The sequence below is a fragment of the Psychrobacter sp. PSi21 genome (assembly GCF_054960615.1).
The window spans coordinates 119,031-138,760 of record NZ_JBHNYR010000007.1 but is presented as its reverse complement, the minus strand read 5'-3'; the positions used below and the strand labels follow the sequence as shown (position 1 = coordinate 138,760).

16 protein-coding genes are annotated in these 19,730 nt (G+C 48.1%); 8 read left to right on the top strand and 8 right to left on the bottom strand.

Features of this window, described 5'->3' with window-relative positions:
- Positions 1–395 precede the first annotated feature (395 nt).
- From ftsH to ACFI32_RS06865, 6 genes are all read left to right on the top strand, one after another.
- A complete protein-coding gene (gene ftsH, locus ACFI32_RS06890) occupies positions 396–2,291 on the top strand; it encodes an ATP-dependent zinc metalloprotease FtsH (RefSeq protein ID WP_462625766.1) in 1,896 nt (631 codons plus the stop codon).
- A gap of 143 nt (positions 2,292–2,434) precedes the next feature.
- Entirely contained in the window at positions 2,435–3,337 is a 903-nt protein-coding gene (gene folP / locus ACFI32_RS06885) for a dihydropteroate synthase (protein ID WP_462625802.1), read from the top strand.
- 91 nt (positions 3,338–3,428) lie between these two features.
- Positions 3,429–3,704: an FAD assembly factor SdhE gene (locus ACFI32_RS06880; RefSeq protein WP_462625765.1), complete on the top strand. Its 276-nt coding sequence runs from the start codon at positions 3,429–3,431 to the stop codon at positions 3,702–3,704.
- A gap of 59 nt (positions 3,705–3,763) precedes the next feature.
- Positions 3,764–4,222, top strand: a complete 459-nt coding sequence (locus ACFI32_RS06875; RefSeq protein ID WP_462625764.1) for a hypothetical protein — start codon at positions 3,764–3,766, stop codon at positions 4,220–4,222.
- A gap of 231 nt (positions 4,223–4,453) precedes the next feature.
- On the top strand, positions 4,454–5,170 hold the full coding sequence (locus tag ACFI32_RS06870; RefSeq protein ID WP_462625763.1) for a YidB family protein: 717 nt from the start codon (positions 4,454–4,456) through the stop codon (positions 5,168–5,170).
- 151 nt (positions 5,171–5,321) lie between these two features.
- Positions 5,322–6,779, top strand: coding sequence for an anion permease (locus tag ACFI32_RS06865; protein ID WP_462625762.1), 1,458 nt, complete (start codon positions 5,322–5,324; stop codon positions 6,777–6,779).
- Positions 6,780–6,828: 49 nt separating this feature from the next.
- Here ACFI32_RS06865 and ACFI32_RS06860 read toward each other — a convergent pair whose 3' ends face one another.
- The 3 genes from ACFI32_RS06860 to trmB all read right to left on the bottom strand — a co-directional run bounded on the left by ACFI32_RS06860 (position 6,829) and on the right by trmB (position 10,961).
- A complete protein-coding gene (locus tag ACFI32_RS06860) occupies positions 6,829–7,953 on the bottom strand; it encodes a regulatory protein RecX (protein ID WP_462625761.1) in 1,125 nt (374 codons plus the stop codon).
- Between the two features lie 23 nt (positions 7,954–7,976).
- Positions 7,977–9,029 (bottom strand): recombinase RecA, encoded by a 1,053-nt coding sequence (recA, locus tag ACFI32_RS06855; RefSeq protein ID WP_462625760.1) that lies wholly within the window; start codon positions 9,027–9,029, stop codon positions 7,977–7,979.
- 1,125 nt (positions 9,030–10,154) lie between these two features.
- Positions 10,155–10,961 (bottom strand): tRNA (guanosine(46)-N7)-methyltransferase TrmB, encoded by an 807-nt coding sequence (gene trmB, locus ACFI32_RS06850; RefSeq protein WP_462625759.1) that lies wholly within the window; start codon positions 10,959–10,961, stop codon positions 10,155–10,157.
- A gap of 233 nt (positions 10,962–11,194) precedes the next feature.
- On the opposite strand from trmB, the gene ACFI32_RS06845 reads away from it, so the two are divergent.
- Positions 11,195–12,124: a pilin gene (locus ACFI32_RS06845; protein WP_462625758.1), complete on the top strand. Its 930-nt coding sequence runs from the start codon at positions 11,195–11,197 to the stop codon at positions 12,122–12,124.
- A 54-nt stretch (positions 12,125–12,178) separates the two neighbouring features.
- Here ACFI32_RS06845 and ACFI32_RS06840 read toward each other — a convergent pair whose 3' ends face one another.
- Together ACFI32_RS06840 and ACFI32_RS06835 are read right to left on the bottom strand one after the other, a co-directional pair.
- Entirely contained in the window at positions 12,179–14,116 is a 1,938-nt protein-coding gene (locus tag ACFI32_RS06840; RefSeq protein WP_462625757.1) for a monovalent cation:proton antiporter-2 (CPA2) family protein, read from the bottom strand.
- 115 nt (positions 14,117–14,231) lie between these two features.
- The gene (locus tag ACFI32_RS06835) at positions 14,232–14,936 is read right to left on the bottom strand and encodes a hypothetical protein (protein WP_462625756.1); all 705 of its coding nucleotides are present in this window, start codon (positions 14,934–14,936) and stop codon (positions 14,232–14,234) included.
- Between the two features lie 142 nt (positions 14,937–15,078).
- On the opposite strand from ACFI32_RS06835, the gene ACFI32_RS06830 reads away from it, so the two are divergent.
- The gene (locus ACFI32_RS06830) at positions 15,079–15,486 is read left to right on the top strand and encodes a hypothetical protein (protein WP_462625755.1); all 408 of its coding nucleotides are present in this window, start codon (positions 15,079–15,081) and stop codon (positions 15,484–15,486) included.
- A gap of 32 nt (positions 15,487–15,518) precedes the next feature.
- Here the strand turns inward: ACFI32_RS06830 and ACFI32_RS06825 are convergent, their stop codons facing one another.
- The 3 genes from ACFI32_RS06825 to ACFI32_RS06815 all read right to left on the bottom strand — a co-directional run bounded on the left by ACFI32_RS06825 (position 15,519) and on the right by ACFI32_RS06815 (position 19,725).
- A complete protein-coding gene (locus ACFI32_RS06825; RefSeq protein WP_462625754.1) occupies positions 15,519–16,697 on the bottom strand; it encodes a cation diffusion facilitator family transporter in 1,179 nt (392 codons plus the stop codon).
- Between the two features lie 248 nt (positions 16,698–16,945).
- Entirely contained in the window at positions 16,946–19,204 is a 2,259-nt protein-coding gene (locus tag ACFI32_RS06820) for a primosomal protein N' (protein WP_462625753.1), read from the bottom strand.
- A 140-nt stretch (positions 19,205–19,344) separates the two neighbouring features.
- On the bottom strand, positions 19,345–19,725 hold the full coding sequence (locus ACFI32_RS06815) for a RidA family protein (RefSeq protein WP_462625752.1): 381 nt from the start codon (positions 19,723–19,725) through the stop codon (positions 19,345–19,347).
- Positions 19,726–19,730: the final 5 nt, after the last annotated feature.

Here is a 19,730-nt window from a genome sequence, read left to right as displayed (position 1 = left end):
GTTGCCAATAGTTGCTAATACTTTGTATTTGCAGTATTTTTTGTTATATAGCGTAGACTGGCGTAATAAACACGGCTTGCGCTTGAATTATGCGCGGCAAAACCACATATCATGATATATTAACTTTGTTTGCTTCAAGCAAAGTCGTCTAACAATAAGTGACTCACAGCATCAAATTCTTGTCTATCATGCACTGCCATGATAAGTGTAGTAGGCCAAACAGCGATAAATGCTAGAGTATATTGCAGAGGGCATCAGAATCAGGTTGCCAAGCTTGGCACAATGTGGCAAGTTGCAGGTCAGGGATAAATGATGACCTTTGAAACGTGAGTGAGACCTGTATAGGCGTTACGTGTTGAGTAAACACACCAATAAGTAAGGGATGGGAATAACTAGTGAGCGACATGGTAAAAAATACCTTATTGTGGCTGGTGGTAATCGGCGTTTTGGTGCTGGTGTTTAGTGGCTTTGATCAATCAACAGAGCCAGATAACCTTAACTACTCTGAATTTGTGACCGCAGTGTCCGAAAACCAGGTAGCCAGTGTTGAAATTGACGGCGAGCAAATCACCGGCGAGAAGAAAAATGGTTCCTCTTTTGAGACCATTAGACCTGCTGTGTCTGATGATCAGTTGATGCCAATGCTGCGCGAAAATAAAGTTGAAGTGCAGGGCACTGCGCCAAAACGCCAAAGCGTCTTGATGCAGTTATTGATTGCCAGTTTCCCAATTTTACTGATTATTGGTCTGTTCTTGTTCTTCATGCGTAACATGCAGGGCGGCGCTGGTGGTAAAGGCGGCGGCCCAATGAGCTTTGGTAAGTCAAAAGCAAAAATGCTGACTGAAGATCAAATCAATGTGAACTTTGAAGACGTGGCTGGCTGCGAAGAAGCCAAAGAAGAAGTGGTCGAAGTTGTGGACTTCTTGCGTGACCCTGACAAATTTACCAAACTTGGGGCAACGATTCCTCGTGGTATCTTGATGGTTGGTCCACCAGGTACTGGTAAGACCTTGCTAGCACGCGCCATTGCTGGTGAAGCCAAAGTGCCATTCTTTTCCATTTCAGGCTCCGACTTTGTTGAGATGTTCGTTGGTGTTGGTGCATCACGTGTACGCGACATGTTTGAACAAGCGAAGAAGAGTGCGCCATGTATCATCTTTATTGATGAAATTGATGCAGTCGGCCGTCATCGCGGCTCTGGTATGGGCGGCGGTAATGATGAACGCGAACAGACATTAAACCAATTATTGGTTGAAATGGATGGTTTTGAAGGTAATGAAGGCGTGATCGTCATTGCAGCAACCAACCGCGCTGATGTACTGGATAAAGCATTGTTGCGTCCTGGTCGTTTTGACCGTCAGGTACAAGTCGGATTGCCAGATATTAAAGGTCGTGAGCAGATCTTAAAAGTGCATTTGAAAAAATTGCCGAATACGATCAGTGTTGATGCAGGGTCACTGGCTCGTGGTACGCCTGGCTTTAGCGGGGCACAGCTGGCTAACCTAGTAAACGAAGCGGCACTGTTTGCCGCACGTCGTAACAAGACCAGCGTCGATATGAATGACTTCGAAGATGCCAAAGATAAGCTTTATATGGGCCCTGAGCGTAAATCTATGGTGATACGTGAAGAAGAACGCCGTGCAACAGCTTATCATGAGGCAGGTCATGCGTTAGTGGCTGAGATGCTACCCGGCACTGATCCTGTGCATAAAGTGACCATTATGCCGCGTGGTTTTGCACTTGGTGTGACATGGCAGCTGCCCGAGCACGATCAAACCAGCATGTATAAGTCAAAAATGCTCAGCAATATTGCGATGTTATTCGGTGGCCGTATTGCTGAAGAAGTCTTTATCAATCAAATGTCTACAGGTGCGTCAAACGACTTTGAACGGGCAACCAAGATGGCACGTGCAATGGTTACCAAGTACGGCATGTCTGATGCGCTGGGTGTTATGGTCTATGAAGATGATGACAGCTCACAAGGTTATTTTGGCGGCGGTGGACGGACTATTTCAGAAGCCACGCAGCAAAAGGTTGATGAAGAAGTACGTCGTATGCTAGAGGAACAGTATGATATCGCGCGTGAGTTGATCGAAGGCAATAAAGATAAGATGCATGCAATGGTAGATGCCTTAATGAAATGGGAAACTATTGACCGTGATCAATTGCAAGATATTCTAGCAGGTGAAGCTCCACGTCCACCAAGAATCTATCAGCACAACGAAGTAAATTTGTCGAAAAATGACATCAAAACGACGGGGTCTACACCGCCACCATTACCAGCCATGTGATAATGGATTAATATTTTAATGACCAATCATAAAAAAGCCCTTTTTTAAAAAGGGCTTTTTTATTGTCGCAAATTTACTGGTATGATGGCAAGGTATTACAGACTGCTGGTCTTTATTCCTTTTTTGAGTGTGATGAGCGTATGATGTCGTTGTTTCAGCCTTTACCCCGTTATACCATAAGCAGCCGAGATAAGACGTTAGCGCTATCTCAGCCGCATGTTATGGGCATCTTAAACGTAACGCCAGATTCTTTTTCAGATGGTGGTCAGTTTAATGCGGTAGCCACTGCAGTGCAACACTGTCAGGACATGGTCGCAGCAGGGGCGAGTATCATTGATATTGGCGGTGAATCGACACGGCCACAGGCGGATGCTGTCGCTACTGAAGAAGAAGTGGCACGCGTGATACCGGTAGTTGAAGCGATCAGAGCGCAGCTTGGCGACGAGATTTGGTTGTCCATTGATACCAGTAATCCAGTGGTCATGCAGGCTGCTTTTGAGGCTGGTGCCGATATCTGGAATGATGTGCGCGCGCTCAAACGTGACGGTGCTGCCAAGATGGCGGCCAAACTTGATATTCCTGTGATGCTGATGCATATGCGTGGTGAGCCGACGACCATGAACGATTTAGCACACTATGACTCGGTGATTGATGAGGTGCGTGATGAGCTGCTGATGCGTATTGACGAGGTGGTCGATGCAGGCGTCAAGCGGGATCATATCATCATTGATCCAGGTTTTGGTTTTGCCAAAGATTATGCGCATCATTGCGAGTTGTTGACTCAGTTAAATCAGCTACAGGCACTGGGTCTGCCGATGATGTTTGGGGTTTCGCGCAAGCGCTTTTTGGCACAAGTTTTGACCAGTAGTGGTATCAGTCAGGTCGCTCAAACTGCGCCTACAGAGCGAGATATGGTCGGTACGGCAGCAGGCCTTTTTGCTATTCAGCAGGGCGCGAGTATCATTCGCACGCATAACGTGGCAATGATGCAGCAAGCTGCTACTTTATGGACTCAATTATCGGAGCATCAACACTGCGGACACTGACTTTGCAGCGATACCTACTGTGCAGCGCCCCTTATGTGACAGGATTAATCGCTATACTGACACCATTTGTTTTTAATAATGAGAGCCTTTTATGAGTACAACCATGCCAGAACCCACCAATGAGCAGCGCCGTATCATTTATCAAGCCCGCCGCGGCCTCAAAGAGTTGGATTTTTATATTGATCCGTATGTAAAAGAGCTGTACTTGGTTACCAGTCCTGCCGAGCAGGCGACATTTGCAGAGATGCTGACTTATGAAGACCCTGATTTGCTTGATTTTTTCACCAATCAAGCCCAGCCTAATGATAAAGCCGTTTGGAATTTGGTCAACAAAATCAAAACATGGCGTCATAGCAGAAACTTATAGTACTGCCATGCCAGCGATAACATGCGCGTTTAAAGTGCTCAAGTACATTGGGCGCGTTCATGTATAAGATGGACGCTTTGCGTATCGATGCGGCACTGCTACCGTACAGCCGTATCCGCACAGGGCTATATGCGTCCTTAGGTGTGGTCATGCTTTTATTGGCATGGCTTGCTGAGCTGTCATGGCTGCAGTATGGCGTGCTCATGATCATCAGCGCGGCTGTAGTGTTTTATATTTGGTTGTCCCAACCAGTGCTGCATCATTTAAGTCAGCCACCGTTTAGCCAGCGCCTGACAGATGACTGGCAGCTACTGATGCAGACCGGGCGTGGTGAAGCGCTGTGGCAAGCAAAGCTGTGTCGTGTAGACGCAGGGGCGTGGTATGTGCGGTTAGAGTTTGCGTTGACTGAACCGTATCAGCGCCCGCTGTCGCTGACGGTATTTCGCGATCAGCTCAATACTGATGACTGGCAAAAGCTTTGTGTACTGACGACTGTTATTGGCCATCAGCAAGCATAGTTGGTGATCGCTGATAGCCATGACCAGTTGTGCTATTGACGAGTTCCTTCCAAGTTTACCTATTCGCGCTGTTTTTTGCGGCCAATTTTTTGCCTTATCATTTCTGTGGCAATATGTCTTGTTAAACTAAACAAGTGCTACAGGTCATAACAAAACACCTATCTAGTATCTGAGTAGATTTGTTATATTACATTCAAGTTGAAAATAACAAGACTAGAAAAAGGTTGATTTATGAGTTTATTAGGAAGTTTGGTTACCCAGATTGCACGTAGCGCGATGGATCCAGAAGATGGTCAGCGCAATCCAGTCAATCAGCATACCACGACTCGCCGTACAGGTGGCCTAGGTGACGTGCTGGGCAGTGTACTTGGCGGCGCGAGCCAGCAGTCTAATCGCTATGATCCGCAGCGTTATGATCGTCAAGCAGACAACGGTTTTGGCCTAGATGATGTGTTGGGCAGCGTACTTGGCGGCAGTCAGCGCGGCAGTGCTGGCGCGGGTATGGGCGGCTTGGGTGACATCCTAGGTAGCGTGCTCGGCGGTCAGCGCAACAAAAGCGGCTTCGGTGGTAAAGGCATGTTGGTTGCCGCGCTTTTGCCTATCGTACTTGGCTGGATTCAGCGCAATGGCGGCTTGGGCGGCGCATTGTCAAAAATCAAAAATATGGGCTTTGATCATCAAGCACAGTCGTGGATGAGCAACCAATCGCTCAATGATAACCTAGACCCGAATGAGGTTGACCGTCTGTTTGATCAAAAAGAGATCCAGCAGGTAGCTACCCATACTGGGGCTAATGAAATGGAAGTACGCCAAGGTTTGGCAGAGCTGCTTCCTGAAGTGATGAATCAACTGACCCCAAATGGTAACCTGGACAATGAAGCTGAAGCCAACCAAGAGGTTGATACTATTATCAGCCAGCTTTCTAGCCGCTTAAACACGCTAAACTAAGCCCTTTAGGGTGCATTTATGATACATTAGAATCATGGCATGAAGACAAGGAGTACGTTTTTAAAACGTGCTCCTTTTTTTGTGCCGATTTTATAATGTTTTCAAACCAGTGGTTTGAACGATTGATAAAAGCATCATAAGGGGTACTACTATGCCGTTTAAACCGATACCTGCTGCGTTTGCTATTGCCACGGGTTTGATTATTTGGTTTGTCATCCCTGTGCCAGATGGCGTCACACCTGACGCATGGCACATGTTAGCACTGTTTATTGCCACGATTGTTGCCATCATTGGCAAGGTGTTGCCGATTGGAGCGATTGCGATTATTGCGGTGACGCTGGTTGCGCTAACCGGAGTGACCAATGACAGTCCAAAGGCAGCTATTGGTGATGCGCTCTCCAGTTTTTCCAGTCCGCTGATTTGGTTGATTGGTATTGCCGTCATGATCTCGCGCGGATTGATTAAGACTGGTTTGGGCAACCGAATTGCCTATTATTTTATCTCGGTATTTGGTAAAAAAACCATCGGTGTCGCCTATTCACTAGCAGCGGCTGAGTTGATTATCGCGCCGATCACCCCCTCAAATACGGCGCGTGGTGGCGGCATCATTCACCCAATTATGAAGTCGATTGCTCAAAGCTTTCACTCAACGCCTGATGAGGGCACACAAGGAAAAATCGGGCGCTATTTGGCCATGGTCAACTATCATGCCAATCCGATTACTTCGGGGATGTTTATCACGGCGACAGCACCCAATCCACTGGTGGTTGATCTGGTTAATAAGGCCACAGGTGGTGACATACAGCTGTCATGGACCACGTGGGCCGTGGCCATGTTTGTGCCGGGCATGCTGTGTTTGCTGCTGATGCCGCTGGTCATTTATTTCATTTACCCACCTGAGATGAAAGCCACGCCCGATGCCAAAGTTTTTGCTAAAGACAATTTGGCAAAAATGGGTAATATCAGCACACAAGAAAAAATCATGCTTGGTGTATTTGCGCTGATGCTATTGCTGTGGGCTAATATTCCCGCCCTTGTTTTTGGCGATGGGTTTAGCGTCAACGCCACCACCACGGCTTTTATTGGCTTGACCACGTTGATATTAACAGGCGTACTCAGCTGGGATGATATTCTCAAAGAAAAATCGGCATGGGATACCATCGTGTGGTTTGGCGCACTGATTATGATGGCATCATATTTGAGTAAACTTGGACTGATCAGCTGGTTTTCGAGTCATATTGAATCGATGATTGGTATGACCGGTGTCGGCTGGATTGGGGCGGTGGCGATTTTGACGCTGGTTTACTTATACATTCATTACTTTTTTGCCAGTACCACTGCCCATATTACTGCGCTGTTCGCGGCCTTTTATGCCGTCGGTCTCAGCCTTGGTGCGCCGCCAATGCTGTATGCACTGATTTTAGCGGCTGCAGGTAATATCATGATGACTTTGACCCACTATGCCACAGGGACAGCCCCCATTATTTTTAACTCAAACTATGTGACATTGGGTGAGTGGTGGAAGGTTGGAGCGGTGATGAGTGTGGTCAATCTGTTGGTATGGGTAGGCGTAGGTCTACTGTGGTGGAAGCTACTCGGCTATTACTAAATGACCTTTTAGCCGTTAGATAGACCTGAGCGTGATTAAGTAGTGCTGCTTAGTCGCGCTCTTCTAACGTTTCTAGGGTATGGCCAAGCGCCTGAAAGCAGATATCACCTTGAAAGCCGCGGTATTGTAAAAACCGCAGCTGCTTGGCTTTATCCTTGGGGGTGGTTGGTATGTCACTGCCATACTTCTTTGTGCGGGCAGTGACAGCCAGTTTAAGCCAATCAACGGCGCCATTGTCAGAGCCATCGCTGTGCGGCGAGGGCTGATCAATAAAGTCCTGAAATTCATCAGACTCGTTATTTGCCATATCGATCAACTCATCAATATTGCTGGGCATGGCAACCTTTTTGCGATAAAACTCACGCTTGATGTGACCGCGTCCACGCCCTTTACGAATACTTTCACGAATCAGCATCAAGGTGGTGCGATAGTCGCTCTGATAGCCTTTGTCAGCAAATTCATCGAGCAAGTTGTCGATCTGTTCAGGGTCTTGCTCTTTATCCAGCAGCTTTTGCCTCAGCTCAGCTCTGCCGTATTCACGGCGTGACAAATAATAAAACGCCAGCCAACGCAAGCGGCTTTCGGCTTTGATGGCGTCGGCTTCTGCTTGGCGCTGCTCAGGCGTGCGTAAATAGGCTTTAAGAGCGGCGGGGAGGTTGTCCGTGCTACTGTCATCACTGAACGCTTCTATCACTGTATCGGTATCTGCAGCGTGATCTGTTGAGTCTACTTCGCTGCCATGAACCGCTTGTTTGACTTCAGAGAGCATCTCTTTAATGCTTTGCGTTTTTGGGGGTTGATAGGCGGGGGTGTCTGTTGCTTGCGGTACAAAAGTGGCCGCAGGGTGAAAGCGTTTTTGCCGCTTTTTGCTGGATTGACGGCTGCGCTTAGGAGCATGGGTTGCTGGGTCAGCCATGATGTCGTCGCTCGCAGTATGTGTATCAGCGGTACCGGACTCTGCCGAATGATACGCTCGTGATGAGGCGACATATTCTGATGCTTGCTTGCTATAAGAGCGTGATTTTTTTGTGTTGGATCGGGCATTCTTCTTGGGTGGCGCAGAGGTCTCTGACTGAGTGGTAGAATGTTTTTTCTCTTGTTTTGGACGTGCAGAAGCGCTGGCTGAATCGGTATCCGATTCAGCCAGTATTTGTGCCAAGGTTTTAATCTGCATAATAAGTCGTCATCAATGGCTGATTATGACGTGGCTGCTGCATCTGCTTCTTGGTCAGCATCAGCAGTAGTCTCTTCTTCGCCTGCACCAAGTTTTTCAGCACGAATTTTCGCTTCAATTGCTTCAGCAATCTCAGGATTTTCTTTTAAAAACAGAACGGAGTTGGCTTTACCTTGACCGATTTTTTCGTCGCCGTAGCTGTACCATGCGCCTGCTTTACCAACTGCACCGACTTCTACACCTAGATCGACCACTTCAGCCAAGTGATTGGTACCCGCGCCGTAAGTAATCTCAAACTCAGCTTGACGGAAGGGCGGTGCCATTTTGTTTTTGATGACTTTCACACGAGTTTGGTTACCGATGATTTCGTCGCCATTTTTGACCGCACCGATGCGGCGAATATCCATACGCACTGAGGCGTAGAATTTGAGTGCGTTACCGCCAGTTGTGGTTTCAGGGCTACCAAACATGACACCAATCTTCATACGGATTTGGTTAATAAATACCACCATACAGTTAGAGCGTTTGGCATTACCTGTGATTTTACGCAGGGCTTGGCTCATCAAACGCGCTTGTAAGCCCATATGTGAGTCACCCATTTCGCCTTCAATCTCAGCACGCGGGGTTAGGGCGGCGACCGAATCGACGACGATCATGTCGACCGCACCTGAGCGCACCAGCATGTCGGTGATTTCAAGCGCTTGTTCGCCGTTATCTGGCTGCGAGATCAATAGATCATCGGTATTTACACCTAGCTTACGGGCATAGACGGGATCAAGCGCGTGTTCGGCATCAATAAAGGCACAAGTACCGCCTTGTTTTTGACACTCTGCAATCGCTTGCAAGGTCATGGTGGTTTTACCTGAGCTCTCAGGGCCATAGATCTCGACAATACGACCCTTTGGAAGTCCGCCAATACCAAGCGCGATATCCAGCCCAAGTGAGCCTGTTGAGACCACGTCAACATTATTGAGCGCGGCTGACTTGTCACCCAATTGCATAATGGTGTTTTTACCAAACTGTTTCTCAATTTGACCTAATGCGGCTTTGAGTGCTTTGGCTTTGTTCTCGTCCATAATGGACTCCTTGTCATCAGTAAGTTATCTAAAAGTAGGGCATTATCAATTATAGGTAGCGCCGTGCGTGCCGTATGACGATCACAAACCGTATCGGCTACAGCAAAAAAGCAAAATAATGTTCGTATAAAAACGTTTGTACAAGATACCACGCTCACAGCAGTTGCAACAGCCAAAATGCCTTAATAGCCGCGCCAGTAGCGCAGGCATATGACGGTAAGTAAATATCAGTACAAATGACTAATAGCGTTGTGGTTAGGATCACATTAGGTCTCTAGTAGATAAGGTGATTATAGCAAACTACAATGGCTATCGCAGTGCGTTACAAACGCTAGGCGACAATGAATGTCGTATGAGAAAAAAATGAATGAATCAAAAAAAATAGTAGGAAAGTCAGGGCGGGCTGTGCTAAGTTAAGACCGTTCAAGTTGTGTTTTGTCAATATGAACCGCTAAGAAGTGATACGCTTATCGGCACGGGCTTTAACGCTTTTGTGAAACAATGATGACATTGTTGGCCATTTTGAAAAAAAACATACGCTGCTTTTATTGAGATTTGATGATTGTAAATTATTGATTTTATTACTATTAAAAATTGTACAAAAAATGAACGATTTTACCTTAGCCTTTAGAATACTAAGCCAGTAGACTGTCAAGTGGTGACTTATACACAGGGTTATCCACAGCTTATGGGGAAAACTCGTGTATCCCTTATGTTATCACGGTTTGCGAAAATACAAGGTAGCGATTGATGTCGATAACGCGCATGATCATATCCTCAGATTTATCGCCAAACCCCCTAAAATCACGCGTTAGCATAATGTTTCACAAGTATTGAGAATGTTGACGATCACGTCAATTAACGTGCGATATGACCCCGTGTTGAATAAAAATCCTTACTACCTTTGATGATACCCTTCACTAAGCGATGCCCCTCTTTATTGTTTTCCGCGCAGACGCTAGCGCTGTTTTGATATCAGTCACTGTCCATCCTGACGTTATGCGGTATGGCGTTTGATTCATGACCTGATTTTTCCATGCAGAGCCTTTATGGTGCGGACATAAAAAAACGGTCGCGGCTAGGTATGATAGCGGCGACCGTTTTTAGTATGGATACGTCGTGCATTTAGTCTTTAGTATAGATCAAATCCCATACGCCGTGGCCACGAGTGATACCGCGTTTTTCGAACTTGGTCATTGGACGAAAGTCTGGTCTATCTGTAAAGTTACCCTTGCCTGCTTGATTGCTCAAGCCTTCAAAGTTGTCCAAAACGTCAACCATCCAAAACGCATAGTGCTCCCAGTCGGTTGCGGTATGGAACCAGCCGCCACGCTTTAAGCTGCGGGTGACGATGGTCATGCGCTCAGGGCTAACAAAACGGCGTTTGTAATGACGCTTTTTTTGCCATGGATCAGGAAAATACAACTGAATGCGGTCGATGTGGTTTTCAGGCAGCTGTTTTAGCAACTGGATGGCATCGCCATTGATGATTTTAACGTTACTCAGGTTTTGCGTACCCGCCATATAAGCGCATTTGCCAATGCCAGGCTCATGAACTTCAATACCGACAAAGTTGCGTGCCGGCTCAGCCATAGCCATTTCAATAAACGAATCACCAAGGCCAAAACCAATTTCCAGCGTGAGCGGTGCCTCGCTGCCATTTGGGGTATTGGCAAAGAGTGCACGCAAATCATCAATGCCCTCAAGATTACCGTCACCAAAGCTGTTATTGACCAGATATTCTGCAAATTCAGGATCAGTCAGCGCCTGTTCAGCGTTTTTGTTCATGTGCGTGCGCCGCTTCATGAAAGTGTTGACGATGCGTTTGTGCTTATCGCTTGGCGGCTGAACTGTATCAGTAGCGGTGCTGGTAGTCGCATCTGCATCAGTAGGTAGATCGGTGATCGTATCGGGGTGAGAATGTGGACTCATAGGGTTTTATGGCTTAATTTGTTGACGGATATGGCATCATTATAAGTTAAATTGCCGCTGGTGGGAACGCGCAATCAACATGCATAAATCGTTGCAAAAATGCAGGGTCAGATAAGGCGGTGGCGGTCGCAACCAAAGGGGCGTTATCATATAATATGAAGGCTGATATTTGGCGATAATAGGCCGCTTATGCCGCCCTAATCGTACGCTCATTTTTTACTAGGCTTATAGCTATGCTATTTATTGAGACTGACTCACCGCCGCCGTTCTATCAAGAGCATCTGACCCCTGCCAAGCGCAAACAACTGGATCAATGGTTTATCGGTCATCGTACCCAAGCCTATTATCTCAAGCGCTTTGCGCAATTTGATGAGCAAGGATATCTGTCGCCAAAATGGCATTGGGCTGCCTTTTTTATGACCTTTCCGTGGCTGCTGTATCGTAAGCGCTATATGGACGCGATCGTTTATAGCGTCGCTGGTTGGTCGTTTATTCAGCTGAATATCACCATCGTATTGGTGGCGTTTGAAACGCTGGCCATGTCATATGTGCCAGATGCTTATCATATGGTCACTCGGGTGGGGATTGCGGCGCTGATTTGGTTGTTTTGGTCATTTATGGTAGCGCGCTGGACGGACGCTTATTATTATCGTATGGCGCGCCGTGAGATCGCTGATGCCATCAATGATCACCCACGCGATGAGGCAGCGCAGCAAGCACATCTGCGCCGTGAGGGCGGGGTCAGTCTGGTCGGCTTGGGACTGGGTTTTGGTTTTTTTGCGTTTACTTTGTCAGTAATTAATGGACAGTTTTTGCCCATCATTGCCAAACAAAAAGAGCGGGAAATCGTATTCGAGGCCTATAATGCCACCAAAAATGCGCAAAATCGAGTGGCGCTGATTTATGAGCAAACGGGCAGCTGTCCTGTCAATTTGCCGCTAAATATTGCTGATCAACAGGTCAAATTGCGGGTGGCTACTGAGGCGGCAGGCGTGGCATCGACTGACTGCACCGTGATTGCCACGGTACAAGGCGCGCGTTTTCCCACACGTTACCTCAATGGCCAGACGATGGTGTTCTATCACAACATTGAATCGCAGGGCTGGCACTGCATCAGCTCGCTCAATAAAAAACAAGCCCCAAAAAATTGTACCGCAAATTGATCGCAAGCTGAGTATTGCAGCTACAGTCATCAATTATGATGATGGCAGTTTAACTTAAGACTGTGGCTTGTCGGTGCTGTCGGTAGTGATGTCAAGATTACCAGTCGTGCTGCTTTGTGTGTCATCACTACTGTCAGCCCCATCAACTGGAATGGCTTGATCCTTGAGCACGGCATAAAAATCGCTCAAGTCCATTTTGCGCGCTTTGCCAATATCTTCATCAAACAAGCTCTCCAGCTCGGCAATCGCGGATTGTGATGACTCGATCATCCGCGCTTCATCATCATAAATGGCTTGCTGACGTTCGATCAGGTCATCGTCATAATCGCGGAACGTTTGGATGGTCTCACGCGCTTTTTCAGGCGTGATGCCCAAAAGCTGTAGCGACTCGCGGGACATATCAAGCGACGACAGATAAGTCTCGCGCCAGATATGGCGTACGCCCACTTCGCGCAAGCGGTAATAATGCTGGCGATCACGTGCTCGTGCCAGTACCACAAGGTCTGGATAGTTGTGATGCAAGTACTCTGCTGTGGTGATGGAGCGCTCTAAATCATCAACCGCAATGATAAAAATACGCGCCTTGCTGATGCCTGCGGCTCGCAAAATCTCAGGGTTTTTTGGATCGCCATAATACACTTGGTTACCGAACTTACGGACAAAATCGACGCGATTGGCTGAGCGTTCAATAGCGGTAAATTCGATATTGTGCATACGCAGTACCCGCCCAATGATTTGGCCAAAGCGGCCAAAACCAGCAATGATCACAGGGTGCTCGTGATCAGGTATGGTGTCGTATTCACGGCTGGGTTTGCGCTTGGCAAAGTAAGGCTCGCCCAGCTTTTCAAGCAATAAAAAGGCCAGTGGTGTGAGTGCCATCGAGATGGTAACGATGAGGTTTAACACATTGCTCAGCTCAGGGCGTAACACGTTTTGCGCGGTAGCCACGCTAAACAACACAAAGGCAAACTCACCGCCTTGCGCCAACGTGACACCCAAGCGAATACTGGTCGGCCAGCGATTGCCCAATACTTTGGCAATGGCAGCAATGACGGCAAACTTGATAAACATCAGTGCCACCGCACAGCCGATGATAAATAGCGGCTGGGACATGATCAATTTGACATCTGTCAGCATGCCCACAGACATAAAGAACAGCCCAAGCAGCAAGCCTTTAAAAGGCTCGATACTGGCCTCTAGCTCGTGGCGGTATTCTGAATCTGCCAGCAATACCCCTGTCAAAAATGCGCCCAAAGCCATTGATAGGCCGATTTGACCCATCAAAATCGATACACCCATCACAATAAACAGCGCCACCGCCGTAAGCAGCTCTGTTGCCCCGCTTGAGGCGACAAATTTAAAGAAGGGTCGTACCACGTAACGGCTGGCGATAATCAATCCTGCAAAAACGGCAAAAACCTTGGCAAAATAGATCAAGTCATAGGTCTGTTCGCGCACCCCTGACAAAAAGGGAATGACCGCGAGTAACGGAATGACCGCAATATCTTGGAATAACAGGATGGTAAAGGCTTCGCGCCCATGGGTACTCGATAGCTGCTGCTTTTCGGTCAAAATCTGCAACACAAACGCGGTCGAGGACAGCGCGAGACCAAAGCCCACAATGAACGCGGTGTCCAAATGCAGCGCAAAAAACTGGTACAAAATGCCCATGAGCAGCAGGCCAGTTAACCCAACTTGCAGTCCGCCCAGTACAAAAATAGAGCGTCTGAGCGCCCAAAGTCGTGAGGGTTGCAGCTCAAGGCCGATGATAAACAGCAGCATCACCACGCCAAATTCGGAAAAATGCAGCAAGCTTTCGGCATCACCTGCCACATCAAGGCCACTAGGGCCAAGGATCAAGCCAGTAATCAGGTAGCCAAGCACGGTGGCAATGCCAAAGCGCTTACCCAGGGGCACAAAAAGTAGGGCTGCGCCCAAAAAAATGGTGGCTTGTAACATCATGTTTGGTGAGCCGGCGGCGGCAGCGAACATGTCAGCTCCTTAGCAATCGATATAAATGGGGCATTGTCAAAACAGACAATTAAAGAAAAAGGTAGGATTGAACACGGCAAAAATAGTGTTATCTATAGCCTATGCCCTGAGCGTGTTATTTTTTGCGGTAGACCTTCCACACGCCATTGTCCCCTAGTGGATTGCTATACGCATCATTGCGGCGTTTGCGCGGCGTTTGTCTGCTGTCGACGATTTTAAAGTCAGGCAAAGCATGGATGATCAGTCCTGTGCGATAAAAACGCAGACGCTCCGGTTCTAATAGCTCGCCTTTTTGATCGCGGCAAAATACATAAGCCCGCAAATCAATAAACGCCCGATGCGCAACCAGTTGGGCGCTATCATCTTTTTCAAAAACGGCTGTCATTCGCTCGATTTCTTGTGGCGTATACTCACCGCACTTGTCGGTCAATGCCCCAATAGAGCCAAAACTCTTGGATTCTTTAGCGCGGGTTTTGGTTAGGTGTAAACGCTGCACATGATAGACAAACTGCGGTATCTCAAGGCTAGCAGGCAAGGGGAGATAGTCAGGCGGCAGGTAAGCGGCAGGATAAAAGCCCATTGCTCGGTCAATCAAAGGCTGCCAGCGCTGCTGATAGGCCTGCACCTCGGCCAAGTTGCCCGAAAAAATGGGCATATCGCGCACTTGCTGCAAGATATCGGGCGGAAACTGAGCGTCACGAAACTGAGCAATATCGTCTTGTAACGTAGAGAGCAACAATTTGGCATGTTTTTTACCCGCTTTTGAAAGCGGATCATCAATATGACTGGGGGCGACAAAGGCCGCTGAGCGTCTAGACATGGCAGTGATTCATCAAGTGATGGTAAATAAAGTGAGTATCGCTTAAGTATACAGCGTTTATATCTAAGATATGATGGCCTTATCAGGTTTTCATGATTTTGACATATGCTTACCTTAACAGAAATTGGCAGTAGATGAATTTATGACATATGCTGTTTTTATTGATTTGGTTTTTTTATTTGACGCGGTATCGCAAAATACAACAGGATCGTGTCATGGTAACGTTACTTATTATTCAAAATGGCTGGGTATCAATATGCAATCATCAGGTTTGTCTCATGGTCAGCAGCGCCACGCTGTACTAAAACGTATTGGTAAGATCATCGCCGTTATTTTTACTGCTGGTTTGGCATTACTATTGGGTTTTTGGTTGATATTGGCGTCCAACATGGGCCCTGCTTATTTGCCACTGCTGTGCAATGGCTGCTTAGACAGTTGGGTCAGAATACTACTGCTTGGTGCGGGTATCGGTATTTGGACAATCACGGCCATCTGGTTACTGTGGGTCATGTTGCGTTATGGCTATACTTTCATTAAACATCGTGATTGACCTGTCAAAGCAGTAAGAAGGCGTTAACCGATTTAATGATTGTGCCCAATATGCCCACCAGCGCCAGCAGTCACGCGATCTGAGATGTCACAAATTAACGTATCGGCATGCGTGCCAGCATGTGAGTGGGCAGCGCTTTCAACCTGAATGGTGGCGTGACTGATGCCCAAGTCCAATAAACCCTGCTCCAATTCTGCAATCAAGATACTGGCATCGGAGATACTCATATCCCCATCGACCACCACATGACAGGATAGGGCGTGTAGGCCACTGGTAATACTCCAAATATGTAAGTCATGCACCTTTTGTACTTGAGCATGTGCGACCATACGCTGCTCGATATCCTCTAAAGCGATGCCTTTGGGTGTCCCCTCCATCAAAATATGTACTGAGTCGCGCACCACGCGGTAGCCACTGATCAGGATCAGTACCGCAACGATAACCGAAGCGGCCGCATCTGCCCACTGCCAGCCAAATCCCATCATCAATAAGGCAGCGATGATTGCAGCGACAGAACCCAGTAAGTCGCTAAGCACGTGCAAATACGCGCTTTGCATGTTTAAGTTGGCGGGTTTTTTATCTGTTTTTTTAGTGTCACTGCCGTGGCTATGAGCGTGACCGTGTCCATCACCTTCATTTCCATGACTACCGCGATGCATCAGCCATGCCACCAAGATATTGATTAGCATTCCAATGGTGGCGATGATTAACATGCCTTGGGTGGCAATCTCAGGTGGAGAGTTAAAGCGCTTAATGGCTTCATAAAAAATCATTAAGGCGATGATCACTAAGGTCGCGCCATTCACCCCTGCCACCAAAATCTCAAAACGTTTGTAGCCAAAAGTCTTTTGGTGCGTGGCGGCTTTTTCACCGATTTTAAACGCCATTAACGTCGCGCCCAAGGCAACCGCATCGCTCAGCATATGACCGGCATCGGATAGCAGGGCTAAGCTGCCTGTTAGCCAGCCACCAATCGCTTCAATGAGCATGTAGCCTGTGATGATGACAAAGCTAAATAGCAGGGTACGTTGGTAGCCTTTGGTATCACTGGCTGCCTTGCTTTTGCTGGCTGTGTGGGGCGCACTATGGTCATCATGATTGTGTGCGTCATGTGGGCCATGGTCATGATCGTCATGACCGTGCTCACTGGCGTGATGGTCGTGGCTGTGCGGCTTGCTTTGGGAGCGCTTATTCTCTGAAGGGTTGTCCATCAAAACACCACTTAAAAAGATAAGATAAAAGGTCAATGGGTGATTGCTTGGTGCGTCATCAAGCTGGGCGCTAACGGTACTTTGCGTTACGGGTTGCTACTCGGCAATCAAGCATCCTAATAGGTTAAGAATGTAGCATATTTGCGCATCAGACACTGTAATGGCGAGGTAAAGCAGCCAGCAGAATACGGCCAATCGTATCACTGATTGGGTGATACAAAGGCTGGCAAGTACGGGTTAATGTTGATTTACCAGCCAGTGGGATCGATATCCAAGGTCAGCTTTAGGTATTTGGCGCTGGGCAAAGCCAGCACTGTCGGCCACCACTGGCGCAATAGTTGGTGCAAGTGGTTGCGATCTTTGCTAAGGAGCAGCAGCTGGGAGTGATAGCGGCTGTTTTTTTTGCTCATGGGTGCGTCGATAGGCCCCAGCACTGCGAGCTGATGCGGTGTTGGTAAGCTTGCGATGGCATCATTCAATGCTTGAATGGTGGCAGGCAAGGTTTTGCCTTCACAGCGAATCAACGCAGCGTGGCGATAAGGTGGCAAGCCCATCATTTTGCGCTCTTGCAGCAGGGCTTTGGCAAACGACAAGTAGCCTTCTTTGACCAGTTGCAGCAGCAATGGATTGTCAGGCTGAAGGGTTTGGATCAGTACGCGACCTGCTTTGTCACCGCGTCCTGCGCGTCCCGCCACCTGCACCATCAGCTGCGCGGTATGCTCAGGGGAGCGAAAGTCTGCAGACAAAAAGCCGCGATCGGCGTTGGGCAGGCAGACCAATGTCACATTAGGAAAATGATGACCTTTGGCCACCATCTGCGTGCCGACCAATATGGCAGGCTTGCCTTGATTGATCTTTTGATAAATCGCTTCCCAGCTGTCTTTACGGCGCGTGGTATCGCGGTCAATTTGAATGATGGGATAAATAGTTTTGCTGGTTTGCGGGTTGGCAAAAATCGCATGCAAATTTTCACTGAGGCGCGTGGTGCCCATACCGACAGCATCTATATTTTGACTGCCGCAGTCAGGGCAAGCCGCAGGCATGTATGCTTGCCAGTCGCAGTGATGGCATTTGAGATACGCATGGCTCTGGGCTTGGCGACTGTAATGAACCGTTAAGTGAGCATCACAGCGCGGGCAGTCCGCTTGCCAGCCGCAAGCCCCGCAGAGCAGTACAGGCGCATAGCCGCGCCGATTTAAAAATACTAAGACCTGATCGCCCGTTTCCAAAGTCTGACGAATGGCACCGATCAGCTTATCGGTCAGCCCCGTATCGTAGCGCTCGCCATCGTCTTGGGTCTGCTGGTGAGTGCTTTGCTGGCGTGCATCAATCAGCTGCATTTTTGCGGTGGTGGCATTACCTGCGCGCGTGCGCAACTGACATTCTACCAGCTTGCCCTCATCGACCAAATGTAAGTGCTCAAGGCTTGGGGTAGCCGTGCCCAGTACCACTGGAATTTTGTGTTGAAATCCACGATAGAGGGCGACATCCGCCGCATGATAACGCAATGTGTCGTGCTGTTTATATGAGCCATCATGTGCTTCATCAACGATGATCAAGCCCAAATTGGCAAATGGATACAACACAGCGGAGCGCGTGCCAATGACAATCTGGGCATGTCCTGTGCGGCAGTCCTGCCAGCCTTGCATACGGTGGGTGTTACTCATACCTGAATGCAGCAGTACAATGTGCGCGGCAAAACGACTGGCAAAGCGCGCACGGGTTTGCGGCGTCAGACCAATCTCAGGCACCAAAATCAATACCTGCTGTCCCGCCTCTAATACCTTTTGCATGGCTTGCAGATAGACTTCCGTCTTGCCGCTGCCAGTGATGCCATTTAACAAAAAGCCGCTATAGTTGGCTTTATCATGTGCAGCCAAAATCGCCGTGACTGCCTGCTGCTGCTCATCGTTCAAGTCCAGTGGCATCTTTGCCAAACTGACGGGGGCAGGGTCGCCTTTAGGCTGGACATAACGCTCAATCAAACCTTTGTCTTCCAGTGTTTTTAAAAACGTGCGCTCCATACCTTCTAACAACAATACCTCTTCGCTAGCGCCGCGTGTGCCATGCAGCTTGAGCATATCAAATTGCTGCTTTTGTTTGTTAGCGTTGGGGTGGAAATCACTGTTGTTGACATTGGGCATGATGCGCCAGTACGTGATCAGCAAATCAAGTGGTTTGCCTTGACGTATCAGCGTCGGCATCATGACAGATAGCACATCGCCTAAAGGATAGTGATAGTAGCGGGTCAGCCACGATGCCAAGCTCAGCATGGACGCGTCCAATATTGGCGCGTCATCTAGGCGTTGGTTAATGGGCTTGAGCTTGTTTTTTGGCACACTGCTGTCTGCGCGTGCCAGATGTGCAACCACAATACCGATCAGGGTTTGTCGTCCAAAGGAGACCTCAACGCGACTGCCAATAGCAGGTGGCGTCGGCATATCTGCTGGCAGGTCGTAGTCAAATACCCGATAAAGGGGGACGGGTAGCGCAACTTGTACCAACATAAAAAAGGCTCACAGCGGTGCAAAATAAGAAGAAGAGCGTTCTGAACATAAAAGGTGGGATCAGACCAACCACTAAGCGCTGGTCTGAACGTTGCTAAATATCAGTGTTACACCATCATCAAATGGTCATTCAATACAAACTATTCAATATATAAAATAGACTCAATCTCAACCACACCGCCTTTTGGTAAGGCAGCAACCTGTACAGCAGCACGCGCAGGGTACGGCTCACTCAAGTTAGCCACAAACACTTCGTTTAGGACGGCAAAGTCGCTGAGATCAGTCAAAGACACATTAAATTTCACCACGTCATTGAGGCTACCACCAGCCGCTTCACAGATTGCTTTGATATTTTCAAACACCTGCTCAGCCTGCGCTTTGAAACCTTCTCTTAATTCCATCGTTTCAGGATCAAAACCAAGCTGCCCTGAGATATAAACGGTGTTACCCACTTTGACCGCTTGTGAGTAAGTGCCAACAGCAGCAGGGGCATTATCGGTTTGGATGGTTTGACGGCTCATAATAA